The sequence below is a fragment of the Micromonospora sp. L5 genome (genome assembly GCF_000177655.2).
Classification (GTDB): Bacteria; Actinomycetota; Actinomycetes; order Mycobacteriales; family Micromonosporaceae; genus Micromonospora; species Micromonospora aurantiaca.
Genome location: NC_014815.1, coordinates 4,190,671 through 4,209,731 on the forward strand (window position 1 = coordinate 4,190,671; position 19,061 = coordinate 4,209,731).

Genomic DNA, 19,061 nt, shown 5'->3' on the forward strand with positions numbered 1-19,061 from the left:
GGTCCGGGCGGTCACTCGTTCGCGGTCGCGCCCGCGTGCGCGGTCACGCCGGCCTCGGCCCGCTGGGCGGTCGCCGGATCCTTCCACACGTGCACCCGCTGGGCCGGACGCTGGTCGAGGCCGGTGATCCCGGCCGCAGCGCCGAGCGCCTCCGCGTACACCTGGTCGGCGTCGAGGCGGCGCAGCTCCTCGGCCAGCTCGTCGCCGAGCGGCCGGCGCACCAGCGGCAGCGTGCGGTCCTCCTGCCCGGTACGCCGGAACACCGCGACGCTGTCGTCCCGGGTGAGCGTCAGCTCGTCGCCGTTGGCGCAGCGCAGCTGCACCTGGCGCATCCGCGGGAACTCCTCGGCGGCGGTCAGGACCGGGTCGATGCCGAGCCGGGCCTTGAGCCAGCCGCGCATCAGCGCCGCCGTCGGGTCCGACGGGGGCGCCACCACGCTCGCCTCGGTGACCCGGGCCTGGGTGGTGTCGAACGCGCCCGCCACGAGCGTGCGCCACGGGGTGATCCGGGTCCACGCCAGGTCGGTGTCGCCCGGGGCGTAGTCGTGGGCCCGCTGCCGCAGCTCGGCGATCGGGTCAGCCGCCTGCGCCGCGTCGGTGATCCGCCGGTCCGCGACCACGCCGAGGAAGTCGGTGGAGATCTCCTCCGGCGGCTCGCCGTGCCACCACGTCACCACCGGTACGTCCGGCACCAGCAGCGGCATCACCACCGACTCGGCGTGCAGCGCGAGCCGCCCGTACATCCGGGTCACCACCGCCTCGCACGGCCCGAGCCGGCCACCCACGACGATCTCCGCGTCCAGCCGGTTGCGGTCGCGTTCCACGTCGGAGCGGACCACCACGAGCAGCCGGCACGGGTGCGCCGCCGCGGCGATGGTGGCCGCCGCCTCGGCCTCGCGTACCCGCTTCTCGTCCACCACCACGATCAGCGTGAGCGCCATGCCACTGGCCACCCCGCCCGCGCTGCGCCGTTCCGCGGCCAGCGCCTTGACCACCTCGTTGCCGGTGGTGTCCCACAGCCCGATCATGCTCTTCTCCAAGCCCGGCCCTCGCGGGCCAGCATCTCGTCGGCGGCCCGGGGCCCCCACTCACCGGCCCGGTACGGCTCCGGGGTCGTGCCCTCCCAGGCGTGCTCCAGCGGGTCGACGACCTGCCAGCTCTGCTCCACCTCGGCGGCGTCCGGGAACAGCGTCCGGTCGCCGATCAGCACGTCCAGCACCAGCCGCTCGTACGCCTCGGGGCTGGACTCGGTGAACGCCTCGCCGTACTGGAAGTCCATCGCGATGTCGCGGACCTCCATCGTGGTGCCCGGTACCTTGGAGCCGAACTTCAGCACCACGCCCTCGTCCGGCTGTACCCGGATGACGAGCTGGTTGGGGCCGAGGGACTCCATGTCGGCGGCGTTGAACGGCAGGTGCGGCGCCTTCTTGAACATGATGGCCACCTCGGTGACCCGCCGGGGCAGCCGCTTGCCGGCCCGGATGTAGAACGGCACCCCGGCCCAGCGGCGGTTCTGGATGCCCAGCTTCACCGCCACGTACGTCTCGGTGGTGGAGCCCTCCGGGACGCCCTCCTCCTCCAGGTAGCCCTTGGCGCGCTCGCCGCCCACCCAGCCGGGCAGGTACTGGCCGCGCACGGTGTCCTCGGAGACGTCCCGCGGCACGGTGATCGCCTTGAGCACCTTGAGCTTCTCGGTCCGGATCTCGTCGGCGTCGAAGCTCGTCGGTTCCTCCATCGCGACCAGGGCGAGCAACTGGAGCAGGTGGTTCTGGAGCACGTCGCGGGCGGTGCCGACCGAGTCGTAGAAGGCCGCGCGGGTGCCGATGCCGACGTCCTCGGCCATGGTGATCTGCACCGAGTCGACGTACTTGGAGTTCCACAGCGGCTCGAACAGGTTGTTCGCGAAGCGCAGCGCCAGGATGTTCTGGACCGTCTCCTTGCCCAGGTAGTGGTCGATCCGGAACACGTCCTGGCGGGTGAAGACGTCGTCGACCAGGTCGTTGAGCGCCTTGGCCGAGGGCAGGTCGTTGCCGAACGGCTTCTCCACCACGACCCGCCGCCAGCCGCCGGACTTGGCGTTGTCCGCCATGCCGGTGCGGGCGAGCTGCTTGAGCACCACCGGGAAGGCCGCCGGGGGGATGGAGAAGTAGAAGGCCGCGTTGCCGGGGATGCCGTGCGAGCCGCGCAGCTCGTCGAGCGTGGCGGCGAGATGGTCGAACGCGGCGTCGTCGTCGAACGAGCCGCCGACGAACTTGATGTTGCCGGCGAGCCGGGCCCACACCTCCTCCCGCCACGGTGTGCGGGCGTGCTTCTTGGCCGCGTCGTGCGCCACCGACTCGAAGTCGCCGTCGCCCCAGTCGCGGCGGGCGAAGCCCAGGACCACGAAGCCGGGCGGCAGGAGCCCTCGGTTGGCCAGGTCGTAGACCGCCGGCAGCAGCTTCTTGCGGGCCAGGTCACCCGTCACCCCGAAGATCACCAGGGCACACGGCTCGGGGATCCGGGGCAGCCGCCGGTCCTGCGGATCGCGCAGCGGGTTCACCGGGCCACCTCCTCCTGCGTCTCGGTCCGCTGATTCCAGGTCGTTGATCGTCACGTGCGTGTCCGTCCGGCCGTTTCCAGGAGCTGGGCGACGCCCGTCGCCCGCTCGGTCAGGTGCAGTCGCAGCACCGGTCGCTCCCGGCCGGCCAGGGCCCGCCGGTCGCCGGCGGCCTGGGCCGCCTGGAGCTGCGCGAAGGTGTACGGACGACCGGGCACCTCCAGATCATCGGTGACCGCACCGGTGATCTGGAGGTGCCGGCCGTGGATGTCGGTGTGTTGCGGCCGGCGCGGTCCCCAGCCGAAGGTGACCGGCCGTCCGGCGGCCCGCGCCAGCAGCGGGCGCAGCCCGGCGACCGCCGCGTCGGCGTGCCGGTCGAGGTACGCGGTCACCACGAGGTGCTCCCGTTCACCCAGCCCGTCGAGCAGCCAGCGCAGCGCGCCGGTCAGGTCGGCCGGGGCGCCGCTCGGGGCGTACACCTCGATCGCGCCCTCGACCGACGACGGCGGCCCGCTCTCCGGCGCGTCGCCGGCCACTGCGGCGGCGGGCGCCGCGAACGGGTCGGTCCGCAGCGTCACCGCGGCGGTCGCCGCCGCGTAGGCCCAGGTGAGCAGGTGCGCGCCGAGTGGTCCGTTGACCGCGACGTCGGCGGATACGCCCGGTCCGACACCGGCGCCGAGGGCGCCGCCGAGACCGACCGTCAGCACGCCCGGCCCGGTGGCGCCGGGGGAGTCGGGGGACTCCGCGACCACGGGCAGCAGCCGTCCACCTGTGGCGTCGGCGAGCATCGCGCCGGCCCAGCGGCCCAGACCGTCGAGGCCGGTGCCGTCGGGAACCAGCGCGATCGTGTGCCGGCCGGAGCCGGGCGCCGCGCCCAGTGCCGCGCCGAGCGCCAGGGCCGGATTGTCCCGGTCCCGGTCGAGCGCGCCGGTGAGCGCCTCGGCCTCGTCCAGCACCTCGGCCACCGGGGCGCCGGCCAGCGCCGCCGGGACCAGGCCGGACGCGGTGAGCGCGGCCCACGGCCCGGACACGCCGGGCTCGGCCGGGATCACCATCGCGCCCAGCTCGTCGGCGCGCGCCGCGAGTTCCGAGCCGGGTTCGGTGACCACCACGACGTGCCGGGCGGCGTCGGGGCCCTCGTCCGCCCACGCCTGCCGGTAGGCGCGCAGGTGGGCGTCGGTGGCCGGGTCGAGGCCGTGCCGGGCGGCGAGCACCAGGAGGGTACGCGCCGGACGGTCGGCGAGCGCGGCCCGGATCGGTCCCGGGTCGGCGGTGTCGAGCACCGTCAGCGGCCGGCCCAGGCACTCGGCCAGCACCTCCGCGGCGAGCGTGTCGTCGTGTGCGCCGGCCAGCACCACGTGGTCCAGGTCGCCCAGCTCGGCGGCCAGTTCGGCGAGCTGGGGGAGCATGTCCCGGCTGCGCCGGTGAGCGTGCAGCCAGCCCAGCCGGTCGAGGGCCGCCGGCTCGGCGGCGGGCCCCCAGAGGGCCGGGTCCGCGGCGGCGAGCCGGGCCGGGACGTCGTGGGAGACGAGCGTGGCGCGCGTGGACGCGCCGAGAGCGTCCGCGCCGCGCACGGCCAGGCCGGCGGCCATGTCCGCCCGCCCGGCCAGCAGGTCACTCACCGCGCCACCTCGGCTCGCTCAAGGCAGACCACCTCACCCGGTCCACGGTACGGCGCGACGCGTCCCGGGGCCGGGCCCCGGGACGCGTCGGACGCCGTCGGTCACGCGTTGCCGCCGGCCTGCTGCGCCGCCTGCGCGTTCTTCCCGGCGGCCCGGTGCGGGCTGCCCGAGCCCTTGGCCGCCTCGGCGAGGGACTTCTTGACCCCCTCCAGCAGCTCCACCCAGCTCGCCTCGAACTTCTCCACGCCCTCGCGCTCCAGCGTGGCGATCACGTCGGACAGGTCCACGCCCACCGCCAGCAGGTCGTCGAAGACCTTGCGGGCGTCGTCGTACGCGACGGTGACGGTGTCCGGCTTCGTCTCGCCGTGCTCGGCGTAGGCGTGGACGACCGGCTCCGGCATGGTGTTGACGGTGCCGGGCGCGATCAGCTCCTCGACGTAGATGACGTCCCGGTAGTCCGGGTTCTTCGTCGAGGTGGAGGCCCACAGCGGACGCTGCGGGTGGGCGCCCGCGTCGGCCAGCTTCTGCCAGCGCGCCGAGGAGAACACCTCGCCGTAGCGCTCGTACGCCAGCCGGGCGTTGGCGACCGCGGCCTTGCCGCGCAGCGCCTTGGCCTGGTCCGAGCCGATCTTCTCCAGCCGCTTGTCCACCTCGGTGTCGACCCGGGAGACGAAGAACGAGGCGACCGAGCCGATCTTCGACAGGTCGTGCCCGTTGGCCTGCGCCTGCTCCAGGCCGGCCAGGAAGGCGTCCATCACCTGCGAGTACCGGTCCAGACCGAAGATCAGCGTGACGTTGACGCTGATCCCCTCGGCCAGGGTCGCGGTGATCGCGGGCAGGCCCTCCTCGGTGGCCGGGATTTTGATGAACAGGTTCGGCCGGTCCACCAGCCACCACAGCGCCTTGGCCTCGGCGACGGTCTTCGCCGCGTCGTGCGCCGAGCGCGGGTCCACCTCGATCGACACCCGGCCGTCCACGCCGCCGCTGACGTCGTACGACGGGCGCATCACGTCGCAGGCCCACCGCACGTCGTACGTGGTGAGCATGCGGACCGCCTCCTCGACGTCCACGCCGCGTACGGCGAGGTCACGAAGCTGCCAGTCGTACTCGTCGGCGTCGCTCAGCGCCTTCGCGAAGATCGTCGGGTTGGTGGTCACCCCGGCTACGTGGCTCTCCCGGCGCAGCTTGTCCAGCCCGCCGGAGGTCAGCCGTACCCGGGAGAGATCGTCGAGCCAGATCGCCACACCGGCGCCCTGGAGCTCCTTCAGCCTGTCCGTCATGCCGTCCACGCTCCCCTCAGTTGCCGGTCGTGAAACCGGTGATGTCGCCCACCCGGGTCAGCGCCGCGTGCGCGGCGGCCACGATCCGGTCGGGGGTGAACCCGAACTGCTCGAAGAGCACGGTGTGCGGCGCGCTGGCGCCGTAGTGCTCGATGCTCACGCACTCGCCGCTGTCGCCGACGATCGCGCGCCACGACATGGCGATACCCGCCTCCACGCTCACCCGTGCCTTTACCCCGCGAGGCAGCACCGACTCCCGGTACGCCTCGTCCTGGGCGAAGAACCACTCCTGGCAGGGCATGGAGACGACCCGGGTGGGGGTGCCGTCGGCCTCCAGCCGCTCCCGCGCGGTGAGGCAGAGCTGCACCTCGGAGCCGGTGCCGACGAGGATCACCTGCGGCTTGCCGTTCGACGCCTCGGCCAGCACGTACCCGCCCTTGGCGACGCCCTCGGCGCCGGCCAGGTCGGTGCGGTCGAACGTCGGCAGCGCCTGGCGGCTGAGCGCCAGCGCGGTCGGCCGGTCGGTGTGCTCCAGCGCCTGCCGCCACGCCCAGACCGTCTCGTTGGCGTCGGCCGGGCGGACCACGTCCAGGCCGGGGATGGCCCGCAGCGCGGTCAGGTGCTCGATCGGCTGGTGCGTCGGGCCGTCCTCGCCGAGGCCGATCGAGTCGTGCGTCCAGACGTACGTCACCGGCAGCTTCATCAGCGCGGCCAGCCGCACCGCCGGGCGCATGTAGTCGCTGAACACCAGGAACGTGCCGCCGTACGGGCGGGTGCCGCCGTGCAGGGCGATGCCGTTGAGGATCGCGCCCATGGCGTGCTCGCGGATGCCGAAGTGCAGCGTGCGGCCGTACTCGTCACCCGGGAAGTCCTTGGTGGCGTGCGCGGCCGGGACGAACGACGGCTCGCCCTTCATCGTGGTGTTGTTGCTCTCGGCCAGGTCGGCCGAGCCGCCCCACAGCTCGGGCAGCACCGGCGCCAGGGCCTCCAGGATCTTGCCGGAGGCGGCCCGGGTGGCGACGCCCTTGGCGTCCGCCGGGAAGGTCGGCAGCGCGTCGGTCCAGCCGGTCGGCAGCGTACGGGTGGCCATCCGGTCCCACAGCGCCTTGCGCTCCGGGTTGGCCTGCGCCCAGGCGTCGAACCCGGTGGTCCACTCGGCCTGCTCCTGCGCGCCGCGCTCCAGCACCTGACGGGCGTGCTTGAGCACCTCCTCGTCGACCTCGAAGGTGCGCTGCGGGTCGAAGCCGAGGATCTCCTTGGTGGCCTTCACCTCGTCCGCGCCGAGCGCCGAGCCGTGGATCTTGCCGGTGTTCTTCTTGTTCGGCGCGGGCCAGCCGATGATCGTGCGCAGCGCGATGAACGACGGCCGGCCGGTCTCCGCCTTGGCGGCCAGTAGCGCCTCGTACAGCGCCTCCACGTCCTCGTGGTAGTCGCCCTGGTCGGCGTCGCCGCGGCGCCAGTCGACGGTCTGGACGTGCCAGCCGTACGCCTCGTAGCGGGCCGCCACGTCCTCGCTCTTGGCGATTCGGGTGTCGTCCTCGATCGAGATCTCGTTGTCGTCGTAGATCACGCAGAGGTTGCCGAGCTGCTGGTGACCGGCGAGCGCGCTGGCCTCGTGGGTGATGCCCTCCTCGATGTCACCGTCGGAGGCGATGCACCAGATGTCGTGCCGGAACGGCGAGTCGGCGCGGTCCGGCTCGGGGTCGAACAGGCCGCGCTCGCGGCGGGCCGCCATCGCCATGCCGACCGCGTTGCCGAGGCCCTGGCCGAGCGGACCGGTGGTGGTCTCCACGCCCGGGGTGTGGCCGTGCTCCGGGTGGCCCGGGGTGAGCGAGCCCCACTGGCGCAGCGCCTTGAGGTCGTCCAGCGCCAGCGGGTAGCCGGAGAGGAAGAGCTGGATGTAGAGAGTCAGGCTGGAGTGCCCGGCCGACAGCACGAACCGGTCGCGTCCGGCCCAGTTCGGGTCGGCGGGGTTGTGCCGCATGACCCGGTTGAAGAGCAGGTACGCCACCGGGGCGAGGCTCATCGCCGTCCCCGGGTGGCCGTTGCCGGATTTCTCCACGGCGTCCATGGCCAGCACGCGGACCGTGTCGACGGCCCTGCGGTCGAGGTCGGACCAGTTGAGAGCGGGAAGCTCGGGTCGGTTGGCAGCCACGATGGTTGTGCTCCTCGGCAGATGGGCGGAACCCTCACTGATGACCCTATCGAGCGGTGCTAAACGTCCGCCCGGGGATCTCAGCATGCTGTTCTGTACGGATCGCGTACGTCCGGTCGTTCAACCCCAGGTGTGACGGCTCGCACCGTTGCCGGGTCCACGGGGCAGCGAAAACGACGCCGCGTAGTGTGTGGGGCGGTGTGTGGACCCGCAGCGGTCCGGGCCGAACGACCTCCCCCGCCGATGCCGGAAGGTGGCAATCCGTGAGCATGATCACCGAGCGCCCCGTCAGCAACCCTGCCGGGCAGTCGCCGGTGGGCGCGGTGGCGGAGGCGCCGGCGAGCGGCCGGCGGGACGTACGCGCCGTGGTGGCGGCGTACGTGACGCTGACCAAGCCGCGGATCGTCGAGCTGCTTCTGGTCACCACAGTGCCGGCGATGATGCTGGCCCACGGCGGGATGCCGTCGCTGTGGCTGGTCGCCGTGGTGCTGGTCGGCGGGTCGCTCGCGGCCGGCGCGGCGAGCGTCATCAACTGCTACATCGACCGCGACATCGACCAGCTCATGCGGCGCACCAAACGCCGCCCGCTGCCCGCGCACACCGTGTCGCCGCGCAGCGCGCTGGTCTTCGGCCTGGTGCTGGCGGCCGTGTCGGTGGCGCTGATGGCGGTGGCGACGAACTGGCTGGCGACGGTGCTGACGGTCGCCGCGATCGCCTACTACGACCTGGTCTACACGCTGTGGCTGAAGCGGACCACCGCCGCCAACACGTTCTGGGGCGGCATCTGCGGCGCCGCTCCGGTGCTGATCGGCTGGGCCGCTGTCACCGGCACGCTGGCACCGGCCGCGTGGGGCCTGTTCGCTGTCGTCTTCTTCTGGCAGATGCCGCACTTCTACGCGCTGGCCATCAAGTACAAGGCCGACTACGCCCGCGCCGGTGTGCCGATGCTGCCGGTGGTGGCCTCGGTCCGGCGGGTGAACGCGGAGATCATCGGCTTCTCCTGGCTGACGGTGCTCTCCTCGCTGGCGGTGTGGCCGCTCGGGATGAGCCCGATCTACGGCGTCACCGCGCTCGTGGTCGGCGGGATCTTCCTCGTCGAGGCGCACAAGCTGTGCCGGCGCGCGACGCGCGGCGAGGCGGTCAAGCCGATGCGGCTGTTCCACTGGTCCACCACGTACCTCACGATCCTCTTCGCGGCCGTCGCGCTCGACGCGCTGCTCTGACCCGCCCGTCCGGCGGTTCATCAGAAATTTTTTTCGGGCTTCCCCGGACGTGTTCAACCCGGACAGATTGTGACGATCCCGCCCGTCCGCTTCGCCCAGATATAAGCGACATATGCAGGCAAATTACCTGTGGTTCTTCTTAAACCGATGGGTAATTGGCATCACATTCAGTTCATGGTTCTCGCACATCCGGGTGGAACTCTGCTTAGGCTTCGCGTCATGGCAGATGGTTCCGATACGACGCTGACGGCTGACAAGACCGCCGAGCAGGCCCCCAACGGCCTGGTCGCGGGCATCAAGTCGTTCGCCGCCGGACACGGCGGCGCGAAGGCGGTCATCGAGTACGTCGGCAAGCGCGGCGCACGGATCGTCCTCGTGGGTTCCGACGGGGTATGGGCGGACCAGTTCGCCGACGGCACGGACGTCGCACGCCGGGCCTGCGCCAAGGCCGGGGTCGACGTCGAGAACGCCTGGGAGCGTGAACTGATGGACCAGATGCGTCCGAGCAACGACCTGTGGCGGTCGATGGCCCGGCGCACGATGGCCCGTTGACATATACCGAATGACCAACCACCACCAGTCGACCCGGGGGAGACCCCGGGTCGCTTTCGTCACCTGCGCCGAGCTGCCCGACCTCGACCCGGACGACCGGCTCGCGCTCGGCCCGCTCACCGCCCGCGGCGTCACCGCCGAGATCGCCGTCTGGGACGACCCGGCAGTCGACTGGTCCGGGTACGACCTGGTCGTGCTCCGCTCCCCGTGGGACTACGCCCTGCGGCGGGACGAGTTCGTGACCTGGGCGCGTACCGTGCCGGCCCTGGTCAACCCGGCCGACGTGGTCGCCTGGAACACCGACAAGCGCTACCTGTCCGAGCTGGCCGCCGCCGGAGTGCCCACCGTGCCGACCGAGTGGGTCGAGCCGGGGCAGGCGTGGACGCCGCCGTCCGGGGGCGAGTACGTGATCAAGCCGGCCGTCAGCGCGGGCAGCCAGGACACCGGCCGCTACGACCTGACCGACAGGGAGCACCGTGAGCTTGCGGTGGCCCACGTCCGGCGGCTCTCCGACGCCGCGCGGGCCACCATGGTCCAGCCGTACCTGGACGCGGTGGACACCGCCGGGGAGACCGCGCTGCTGTTCCTGGCCGGGCCCGGCGGCCTGGCGTTCAGCCACGCGATCCGCAAGGGCCCGATGCTGACCGGGCCGGACCTGGGCGAGGCCGCGCTCTACAAGGAGGAGCGGATCGACGCCCGCGTCGCCACGGCGGAGCAGCGCGCGGTGGCCGACAAGGTGCTCGCGGTGGTGCCCGGCGGCCCGGACCGCCTGCTCTACGCCCGGGTCGACCTGATCCCCGGCCCGGACGGCGAGCCCGTGCTGGTCGAGCTGGAGCTGACCGAGCCGAGCCTGTTCGTCGGGTACGCCGACGGTGCCCCGGACCGGCTCGCCGACGCGGTGCTCACCCACCTGGCCCGCCGCCGCTGACCCCGGGGCCCGGCCGAGCCGGGTCGCGGATGCCGGCCGATCAGGTGCCGGCCGTCGTGAGCCGGGCCAGGTGGGCGTCGATCTCCGCGCGTGCGTCCGCGGGATCCAGGCCGGTGGTCAGGATCCGTACCGTGACGCCGTCCAGCAGCGTCGCCAGCGCGGCGGCCTCGGCCCGCGCGTCCACGTGCCCGGCGATGCCACCCGCGGCCCGGCCGAGCGTGAGCAGCCGCTCGACGTTGGCCCGCATCTGCGCCTCGCTCTCCGCCAGGATCGCCGCGACCTGCTCGTCGACGAGCGCCTCGGCGGTGAGGACCAGCCAGACGCGGGCCTCGAAGGCGCGTTCGGCGTCCAGCGGGACGAGTTGGCGCACCGCCTGCCGGATCACCTCCGGCGTGACCGGGTCGGCGGGGATCGTCCGGGCCCGCGCCACCACGCGTCCGGCCAGGTGGTCCATTGCCGCCCGGACCATCAGTTCCCGAGCCGGCAGGTAGTGCTGCGCGGTCGCCAGCGGCATGCCGGCCTCGGCGGCGACGGCCCGCACCGTCATCCCGGCCGACCCCGCCCGCGCCAGTACGACGCAGGCCGCCGCGCCGAGATGACGCCGCCGCTCCTCGTGGTCCACAACCTTGGGCACGAGCTGATCATAGATGGTCGGTCATTTGACCGATATAGGTCGGCCGCCTAACGTTGCCCGGCATGACCGCACCCCTCACCGACACCGCACGCGACACCCGCCGGTTCAGCTACCTCGACATGGCGCTCGTGCTCGCCGTCGGCGTCGGCCTGGCCAACTCGGCGGTCGCGGACCTGCTGGCCCGGGGACCGGCGCGGCTGGGCATGCCGGAGACGGCGGCGTCCACCATCGCCTGGGCCCTGATCAACGGCACCCAGCTCGCTGTCGGCCTCGCGGTGGTGCGCCACCGCTTCGGCGAGATCGCCCGGCCGCTGCGGCTCGTCCGCCCGGCGGGCCGCCAGGTGGGCGCCGCGGTGGGCTGGGGCCTGGCCAAGGCCGCGCTCACCCTCGTGCTCGTGGTGGCGCTGCCCGCGGCGCTCGTCGAGGGCGGCGGTGGTGAGGGCGGCTACCCCGCCGGAAGCCTGCTCGCGCAGTTCGCCTTCGCGTTCGCCTTCGGCGCCGTCGTCTCCCCGCTCTACGAGGAGATCCTCTACCGGGGTGTCTTCTACCAGGGACTGGCCGCGCGGCTGCCCGCCGTGGCCGCCGTGGTGCTGTCGGCGGCCTTCTTCGCCGTCGTACACCTGCCCCGGGTCTTCAACACCGTCAGCGCGCTCTTCGCCGGGCTGCTGTTCGCCTGGCTGCTGCACCGCCACCGCAACCTCTGGGTGCCGATCCTCGCCCATGCCGTCAGCAACGGAACGCTCGTCGCCCTGGCGTTCGCCGCCGAGGCGTCCGCCTGACCGCCCGGAGGCGGCGACAGCCCGCTCAGTCGCGGTCGCTGTGGTTACGTGCCCAGCGACCACCGATCGGCGGGGTGTCCAGCCGCAGCGCGGCCTCGGTGCCGGCCAGGTCGTTGTCCTCGAACGCGCAGGACACGCAGCTGCCCGCCTCGGTGACCCAGATCCCGTACGCCTGGGTGTCGGCGTCCCGGTGCCAGATCCGGTTGCCGCGCACGGTGGCCGAGTCGAACGGCGCGGCGATCGTGATGCCGCCGCACGCCGGTGGCGAGTCGGGCAGCTCGTACGCCGTGCCGGGCCCCGGTGTGTCCGCGCTCCAGCCGGTGGAGCCGTCCGGGCGTACCTCGGCCAGGGAGAGCCCGGTGGCGCTGTTGTCGGACACCACCGCGTCCCGCGAGCCGACCCGGACCACCTTGCCCCGGTGCCCGCCGGCCGGCCAGTCGGCGTTGCCGTCGGCGACCTCGCGCGGGCCGTACCGCACCGCCTCGCCGGAGCCGGAGCAGGCCGGGGCGGAGCGGCGGCCGTTGTCCCGGATCCGGTTCCCGACGATCGACGTGTCGAGCATCGGCCGGTCGATCCGGATGCCGTCCAGCGCGTTCTCCCGGATGTCGTTGTCCTGGATCACCACGTCGGCCGCCGCGCCCCGGTAGCCGTGGCCCAGGTCGTGCTCGTGGTAGCCGAAGCCACCGTTGCGGCTGATCCGGTTAGCCTGCACCGCGTACGGGCCGGGGGTGTTGCCCATGCTGATGCCGTCGCCGACGTTGTAGTCGATCACGCAGCCGGTGACCAGGCCGCCGCGCCCGGCGACCCCGGCGGTGCCGTTGCCCGACACGTCGAAGCCGGCCTCCAGGTTGTTGGTCATGGTGCAGGCGGAGACGATCAGCCCGTCCGCTCCCCAGTCGGAGATGCCGAACCGGTTGGCCTGGCTGTGGCAGCCGACGATCCGGATGCCGCGCGGCGGGGTCCAGTAGTCCTTCTGCAGCTCCAGGAAGATGCCGTTGGTGCCGTTGCCGATGGTGGTGCAGTTGGCGATGGTGAGGCGCTCCACGTCGCCCCAGCCGCCGATGCCGACGCCGATCCCCGCGCCGCCCATCTGGTCGCCGTTGTCCAGCCGGCCGCATCCCACCACGACCACGCCGTCGATCAGGCTGTCCTGGAGGAAGTCACAGCCCAGGCCGGTCGCCCCGGTGTGGTGGATGTAGAGGTTGCGGAACACGCCGCGCACCACGTACTGCAGGCCCAGCCCTTTGGCCAGGTAGTCGTAGGACGTCTGGGCCACGCCGGAGCCGTCGATCTCGAAGTCGGCGAACGAGCAGTCGGCGATGTGCCGGTCCCGGTCCGCGCCGTGCTGCACGGTGGTCCAGAAGGCGAGCGGGACCGGTGCGCTGCGGTTGCCCTCGTTGCTGAGCAGGAAGCGGGTCGCTGCCGGTCCGGCGCCGATCAGCGAGACGCCGCTGCGCCAGACGGTGCCGGCGTCGCGGATCGAGTACAGGCCGGGCGGGCAGTAGATCACCCGGGCCCGGCCGTCGGCGTCGTACCCGGAGCCGAGGCGGTCCACCAGCGCCGCCAGGGCGGGCTGGTCGTTGGTGACCCCGTCGCCGGTGAGGCCGTGCTCGCGGGCGTCGCACCACAGCGGCGCGCCGGCGACCGGGGTCAGCCGTTGCGGGGTGGTGGTGGAGAGGCTCTTGCGCGACACGGGGAGCTCCCCTCGGGCGACTGTCGGTGGCCCGTGCCGCTTTCCCGCTCCCGCCGCGCGGTAACGCCCGCGCTCAGGCGGCGGCGCCCACCCGTTGCGCGGAGGGCGCGGCCGGGGCCTCCGGGGCGGCCGGCAGCCGCTCCCGGGTGGCCCAGAGCACGCCGAGGGTGGCCAGCAGCACCAGGCAGGAGCCGAGCATGTGCGCGCCGACCAGCACGGCGGGCAGGTGGGTGAAGTACTGGACGAAGCCGATCACGCCCTGGCCCAGCTCGACCGCGATCAGCACCGCGGCGGCCCGGGCCGCCCGCGCCGCGCCGACCGCCCGGAACGCGAAGTACAGCGCCACCGACAGGCCGATCAGCAGGAAGACGCCGTCGGCGTGCACCTGGGAGATCGCCGCCGGGTCCAGGCCGTTGCGGGCCGCGCCGTGGTCACCGGCGTGCGGTCCGCTGCCGGTCACCCAGGTGCCCACGACGAGCACCGACGCGCTCACCGCCGTGGTGATCCAGGCGAGCGTACGCAGCGGCGCCGGCACGGTCGGCGCCACCGGCCCGTCCGGGTCCTTGATGCGCCGCCAGAGCGCGTACGCGACCGCGATCACCGCCATCGAGGCGAGGAAGTGCAGCCCGACCACCCACGGGTTGAGGTTGGTGAGCACTGTGATGCCACCGATGATCGCCTGGGCCGGGATGCCGAACAGCACGCCCACGGCCAGCGGCAGCGTCCCGCGGCGGCGGGGGCGGTGCGCCAGCACGGCCAGCACCACGGCGAGCGCGATGATCCCGACCGCGAAGGTGAGCAGCCGGTTGCCGAACTCGATCACCCCGTACACGCCCATCTCGGGTGTCGTGGTGTAGGAGTCCTCGGTGCACCGGGGCCAGGTGGGGCAGCCGAGGCCGGAGGCGGTGAGCCGGACGGCCCCGCCGGTGACCACGATCGCGACGTTCGCGATGATCGAGGCGAGCGCGAGGCGGCGCAGCAGCGTGGCGGAGACCGGAAACCGGACGGATCGCTTCACGAAGCGAATCCTACGCACCGTAGTTGATCCCGATCGGGTGACTCCGGCACCCCGGTGGTCGGAATCACCGGACCCCGGGTTTGCAGGCCCTCGGCGAATTACGTAACGTTGCCGTTGTGAAAAACGCGGCGGCGCTCTCCCGAACGCCGGTGACCGGTCCGGTCGCCGGTGGCTCGCGTGCACGTCGCGGCGTGCGGCCCGGCGAGCGGGAGACCGCTCCGGCCGACCTGTCGACCCGCGACCGGGTCACCCAGCTGCTGCTGGAGCGCGGCCCCACCACCGCCGCGCAGCTCGGCTCGGCGCTCGGCCTGAGCCCGGCCGCGATCCGCCGCCACCTCGACGCGATGCTCGCCGACGGTGACGTGGTCGCCCGCGACCAGACCGTCCGCGGCAGCCGCGGGCGCGGCCGCCCGGCCAAGGTCTTCGCGCTCACCGAGGCGGGCCGCGGTCGCTGCGGCACCCACCACTACGACAACATGGCCACCGCCGCGCTGCGGTGGATCGCCCGCACCGGCGGCACCGAGGCGGTCGCGGCGTTCGCGGCCGAGCAGGTCTCCGCGCTGGAGACCCGCTGCCGGGCGGCCATGGAGGACGCCGGAGACGCCCCGCTCGCGCGGGCGGAGGCGCTCGCCGGCGCGCTGACCGCCGAGGGTTACGCTGCCAACGCGTCCACGATCGCCTCCGGCGGCCAGCTCTGCCAGCACCACTGCCCGGTGGCGCACGTGGCCGCCGAGTTCCCTCAGCTGTGCGAGGCCGAGACCGAAGTGATCTCCCGTCTGGTCGGCACTCACGTACAGCGCCTGGCCACCATCGCGCACGGCGACGGCGTGTGCACCACGCACATTCCCGCCCAGTCCGGTTCCACCGTCACCACTGTGAGGACAGATAGATGACCGAGCAGATCGTCCAGCCCCTGACCCAGGAGGAGCAGCTCGCGGCCCTCGGCCGTTACGAGTACGGCTGGGCCGACCCCGACGTCGCCGGGGCGTCCGCCCAGCGCGGCCTCAGCGAGGCGGTGGTGCGGGACATCTCGGCCAAGAAGAACGAGCCGGCCTGGATGCTCGACCTGCGGCTCAAGGGCCTGCGGCTGTTCGGCCGCAAGCCGATGCCGAACTGGGGCGCCGACCTCACCGGGATCGACTTCGACAACATCAAGTACTTCGTGCGGTCCACCGAGAAGCAGGCCACCTCCTGGGAGGACCTGCCCGAGGACATCAAGAACACCTACGACAAGCTCGGCATCCCGGAGGCGGAGAAGCAGCGCCTGGTCGCCGGTGTCGCGGCGCAGTACGAGTCCGAGGTGGTCTACCACCAGATCCGTGAGGACCTGGAGGAGCAGGGTGTCGTCTTCCTGGACACGGACACCGCGCTCAAGGAGCACGAGGACCTGTTCAAGGAGTACTTCGGCACGGTGATCCCGGTCGGCGACAACAAGTTCGCCGCGCTGAACACCTCCGTCTGGTCCGGTGGCTCGTTCATCTACGTGCCGAAGGGCGTGCACGTGGACATCCCGCTGCAGGCCTACTTCCGGATCAACACGGAGAACATGGGCCAGTTCGAGCGGACGCTGATCATCGTCGACGAGGGCGCGTACGTGCACTACGTCGAGGGTTGCACCGCGCCCATCTACTCCTCCGACTCGCTGCACAGCGCCGTCGTGGAGATCATCGTCAAGAAGAACGCCCGGTGCCGGTACACGACCATCCAGAACTGGTCGAACAACGTCTACAACCTGGTCACCAAGCGCGCCGTGTGCCACGAGGGCGCGACCATGGAGTGGGTCGACGGCAACATCGGCTCCAAGGTCACCATGAAGTACCCGGCGGTCTACATGACCGGCGAGCACGCCAAGGGCGAGGTGCTCTCGGTGGCCATGGCCGGCGAGGGCCAGCACCAGGACGCCGGCGCCAAGATGGTGCACGCCGCGCCGCACACCTCCTCGACCATCGTGTCGAAGTCGATCGCCCGGGGCGGCGGCCGCACCTCGTACCGCGGTCTGGTGCAGGTGCTGGAGGGCTCGACCAGCAGCAAGAGCACCGTCAAGTGCGACGCGCTCCTGGTCGACACGATCTCCCGCTCCGACACCTACCCGTACGTCGACATCCGCGAGGACGACGTGTCGATGGGGCACGAGGCGACCGTCTCCAAGGTCAGCGAGGACCAGCTCTTCTACCTGATGAGCCGGGGCCTGAGCGAGGACGAGGCGATGGCGATGATCGTGCGCGGCTTCATCGAGCCGATCGCCAAGGAGCTTCCGATGGAGTACGCGCTGGAGCTCAACCGCCTGATCGAGCTGCAGATGGAGGGCGCGGTCGGCTGACGCCGGCCACCCGCCCTCCGACTCACTGACACCTCGTCGCAGAACAGACCAAGGAAGAGATGACTACCCAGGCTTCCGCGCCGCCCACGACCAAGTCGCAGGCGCTCCGCTCGTACGACGTCGCCGACTTCCCGGCCCTGACCGGCCTGGAGGAGGAGTGGCGCTTCACCCCGCTCAAGCGCCTGCGCGGCCTGACCGCGTCGGCGCAGGGCGCGACCGGCGCGGTCAGGCACGAGTACGGTGACCTGCCCGAGGGCGTCACCGTCGACCGGATCGGCCGGGACGACCCCCGGGTGGGCAGCGTGCTCACCCCGTTCGACCGGGTCAGCGCGCTCGCGTACGGCGGGGCCGACGGCGCGCTGCTGGTGCGCGTCGACCGCGACGCGGTGGTGGAGCGGCCGGTGCGCCTGCGGGTGGTCGGCGAGAACGCCGAGGCGCTCGCCTTCGGTCACACGTTCGTCGAGGTGGACCGGTTCGCCGAGGCCACAGTGGTGATCGAGCACGTCGGCTCGGCCACGCTGGCCGACAACGTCGAGGTGACTGTGGGCGACGGGGCGAAGCTGACCCTGGTCACCGTCGCCGACTGGGCCGACGACGCGGTGCAGGCGCAGCACCTCAAGGTGCGGCTGGGCCGCGACGCCCGGATCCTGCACGTGCAGGTCAGCCTCGGCGGCGACCTGGTCCGGCAGTACACGTCGGTGGAGTACACCCAGCGCGGCGGCGAGGCCGAGCTGTACGGCGTCTACTTCGCCGACTCCGGCCAGCACCTGGAGCACCGGCAGCTGGTCGACCACACCGTGCCGGACTGCCGCAGCAACGTCGGCTACCGGGGCGCGCTCCAGGGCGACGACGCGCACACGGTCTGGGTCGGCGACGTGCTGATCCGCGCCGAGGCGACGGGCACCGACACGTACGAGATCAACCGGAACCTGCTGCTCACCGACGGCGCGCGGGCCGACTCCGTACCCAACCTGGAGATCGAGACCGGCGAGATCGCCGGCGCCGGGCACGCCAGCGCGACCGGCCGGTTCGACGACGAGCAGCTGTTCTACCTGATGGCCCGGGGCATCCCGGAGGCCGAGGCGCGGCGCCTGGTGGTGCGCGGCTTCTTCGCCGAGCTGATCAACAAGATCCCGGTCGAGGACCTGCGCGAGCGCCTCGGCGACGCCATCGAGGCGCGGCTGGCCAAGGCGGGCGCCTGATGCTCAAGATCTGCTCCACCGAGGACGTGCCGAAGGGCACCGCGATCAGCGCCGACGTGGACGGCGTGCAGGTCGCGATCGTGCACGGCGAGGACGACGTGTTCTACGCGGTGCACGACGAGTGCTCGCACGCTGCCGTGGCGCTGTCCGAGGGCGAGGTCGAGGGCTGCACGCTGGAATGCTGGCTGCACGGCTCCCGTTTCGACCTGCGTACCGGTGAGCCCACCGGGCTGCCCGCGACCGAACCCGTACCCGTCTATCCCGTCGAAGTCCGCGACGGCGACATCTACCTTTCCGTGGACGGCGACGGCCGTCCGCTGCCGAGCAATGGAGTGACCCGCTGATGAGCACCCTGGAGATCCGCGACCTGAAGGTGTCGGTCAAGCTGCCCGAGGGTGAGCTCAAGCCGATCCTGCACGGGGTCGACCTGACCGTGCGCTCCGGCGAGACGCACGCCATCATGGGCCCGAACGGCTCTGGCAAGTCCACGCTGGCGTACTCGATCGCCGGTCACCCGAAGTACGAGATCACCGGCGGCGAGGTGACCCTCGACGGCGAGGACGTGCTGTCCATGTCCGTCGACGAGCGGGCCCGCGCCGGCCTCTTCCTGGCCATGCAGTACCCGGTCGAGGTCCCCGGCGTGTCGGTGGCCAACTTCCTGCGTACCGCCAAGACCGCCATCGACGGCGAGGCGCCGAAGCTGCGCACCTGGGCCGGCGAGCTGCGCGGCGCCATGGAGAAGCTCCAGATGGACCCGGCGTTCGCCCAGCGCAACGTCAACGAGGGCTTCTCCGGCGGCGAGAAGAAGCGGCACGAGATCGTGCAGCTGGAGCTGCTCAAGCCGAAGATGGCGATCCTCGACGAGACCGACTCCGGCCTGGACGTGGACGCGCTGCGCGTGGTCAGCGAGGGCGTGAACCGGGTGCGCGACACCGGCGACACCGGCCTGCTGCTGATCACTCACTACACGCGCATCCTGCGCTACATCAAGCCGGACTTCGTGCACGTCTTCGTGGCCGGCCGGATCGTCGAGCAGGGCGGCCGGGAGCTGGCCGACAAGCTCGAGGAAGAGGGCTACGAGCGGTACGTCGCCGGGGCCGGCGCGGCGCGGGCCTGAGA

The 19,061-nt window shown here is 72.3% G+C and carries 17 protein-coding genes; 9 read left to right on the plus strand and 8 right to left on the minus strand.

Features of this window, described 5'->3' with window-relative positions; translation table 11 throughout:
* Positions 1-11: 11 nt before the first annotated feature.
* From ML5_RS19785 to tkt, 5 genes are all read right to left on the minus strand, one after another.
* Entirely contained in the window at positions 12-1,028 is a 1,017-nt protein-coding gene (locus ML5_RS19785; RefSeq protein WP_013475878.1) for a glucose-6-phosphate dehydrogenase assembly protein OpcA, read from the minus strand.
* Positions 1,025-2,539, minus strand: a complete 1,515-nt coding sequence (gene zwf / locus ML5_RS19790) for a glucose-6-phosphate dehydrogenase (RefSeq protein WP_013475879.1) — start codon at positions 2,537-2,539, stop codon at positions 1,025-1,027. The genes ML5_RS19785 and zwf overlap by 4 nt, the downstream gene beginning before the upstream one ends.
* A gap of 50 nt (positions 2,540-2,589) precedes the next feature.
* The gene (locus tag ML5_RS19795; RefSeq protein WP_013475880.1) at positions 2,590-4,158 is read right to left on the minus strand and encodes a glucose-6-phosphate isomerase; all 1,569 of its coding nucleotides are present in this window, start codon (positions 4,156-4,158) and stop codon (positions 2,590-2,592) included.
* A gap of 101 nt (positions 4,159-4,259) precedes the next feature.
* Entirely contained in the window at positions 4,260-5,438 is a 1,179-nt protein-coding gene (gene tal / locus ML5_RS19800; protein WP_013475881.1) for a transaldolase, read from the minus strand.
* 16 nt (positions 5,439-5,454) lie between these two features.
* On the minus strand, positions 5,455-7,593 hold the full coding sequence (gene tkt / locus ML5_RS19805) for a transketolase (protein ID WP_013475882.1): 2,139 nt from the start codon (positions 7,591-7,593) through the stop codon (positions 5,455-5,457).
* Positions 7,594-7,856: 263 nt separating this feature from the next.
* Here tkt and ML5_RS19810 point away from each other — a divergent pair, with 263 nt between their 5' ends.
* The 3 genes from ML5_RS19810 to ML5_RS19820 all read left to right on the plus strand — a co-directional run bounded on the left by ML5_RS19810 (position 7,857) and on the right by ML5_RS19820 (position 10,296).
* Positions 7,857-8,816, plus strand: a complete 960-nt coding sequence (locus ML5_RS19810) for a heme o synthase (RefSeq protein ID WP_013287455.1) — start codon at positions 7,857-7,859, stop codon at positions 8,814-8,816.
* A 219-nt stretch (positions 8,817-9,035) separates the two neighbouring features.
* Positions 9,036-9,368: a hypothetical protein gene (locus tag ML5_RS19815; protein ID WP_013475883.1), complete on the plus strand. Its 333-nt coding sequence runs from the start codon at positions 9,036-9,038 to the stop codon at positions 9,366-9,368.
* Between the two features lie 10 nt (positions 9,369-9,378).
* Complete coding sequence (locus ML5_RS19820) at positions 9,379-10,296, plus strand: RimK family alpha-L-glutamate ligase (protein WP_013475884.1); 918 nt, start codon at positions 9,379-9,381, stop codon at positions 10,294-10,296.
* A gap of 40 nt (positions 10,297-10,336) precedes the next feature.
* Here ML5_RS19820 and ML5_RS19825 read toward each other — a convergent pair whose 3' ends face one another.
* A complete protein-coding gene (locus ML5_RS19825) occupies positions 10,337-10,930 on the minus strand; it encodes a TetR/AcrR family transcriptional regulator (protein WP_013475885.1) in 594 nt (197 codons plus the stop codon).
* 62 nt (positions 10,931-10,992) lie between these two features.
* Here ML5_RS19825 and ML5_RS19830 point away from each other — a divergent pair, with 62 nt between their 5' ends.
* Positions 10,993-11,709 carry a CPBP family intramembrane glutamic endopeptidase gene (locus tag ML5_RS19830; RefSeq protein ID WP_013287451.1) on the plus strand — a complete coding sequence of 239 codons (717 nt, stop codon included), beginning with the start codon at positions 10,993-10,995 and terminating at the stop codon, positions 11,707-11,709.
* Between the two features lie 25 nt (positions 11,710-11,734).
* On the opposite strand, the gene ML5_RS19835 is transcribed toward ML5_RS19830, so the two are convergent.
* A complete protein-coding gene (locus ML5_RS19835; RefSeq protein ID WP_013475886.1) occupies positions 11,735-13,402 on the minus strand; it encodes a right-handed parallel beta-helix repeat-containing protein in 1,668 nt (555 codons plus the stop codon).
* 73 nt (positions 13,403-13,475) lie between these two features.
* Complete coding sequence (locus ML5_RS19840) at positions 13,476-14,438, minus strand: heme A synthase (RefSeq protein WP_176921736.1); 963 nt, start codon at positions 14,436-14,438, stop codon at positions 13,476-13,478.
* A 98-nt stretch (positions 14,439-14,536) separates the two neighbouring features.
* Between ML5_RS19840 and ML5_RS19845 the strand changes: the two genes are divergently transcribed.
* Genes ML5_RS19845 through sufC form a run of 5 tightly spaced genes read left to right on the plus strand, consistent with a single transcriptional unit; the run spans position 14,537 to position 19,059 of the window.
* A complete protein-coding gene (locus ML5_RS19845; RefSeq protein WP_041784227.1) occupies positions 14,537-15,313 on the plus strand; it encodes a metalloregulator ArsR/SmtB family transcription factor in 777 nt (258 codons plus the stop codon).
* Complete coding sequence (gene sufB / locus ML5_RS19850) at positions 15,310-16,740, plus strand: Fe-S cluster assembly protein SufB (RefSeq protein ID WP_013287447.1); 1,431 nt, start codon at positions 15,310-15,312, stop codon at positions 16,738-16,740. The genes ML5_RS19845 and sufB overlap by 4 nt, the downstream gene beginning before the upstream one ends.
* A gap of 59 nt (positions 16,741-16,799) precedes the next feature.
* Positions 16,800-17,942 carry a Fe-S cluster assembly protein SufD gene (sufD, locus tag ML5_RS19855; protein WP_013475889.1) on the plus strand — a complete coding sequence of 381 codons (1,143 nt, stop codon included), beginning with the start codon at positions 16,800-16,802 and terminating at the stop codon, positions 17,940-17,942.
* Complete coding sequence (locus ML5_RS19860) at positions 17,942-18,286, plus strand: non-heme iron oxygenase ferredoxin subunit (protein WP_013475890.1); 345 nt, start codon at positions 17,942-17,944, stop codon at positions 18,284-18,286. The genes sufD and ML5_RS19860 overlap by 1 nt, the downstream gene beginning before the upstream one ends.
* Positions 18,286-19,059, plus strand: a complete 774-nt coding sequence (sufC, locus tag ML5_RS19865) for a Fe-S cluster assembly ATPase SufC (protein WP_013287444.1) — start codon at positions 18,286-18,288, stop codon at positions 19,057-19,059. Before ML5_RS19860 ends, sufC begins: the two co-directional genes overlap by 1 nt.
* The last annotated feature ends 2 nt before the right edge of the window (positions 19,060-19,061 follow it).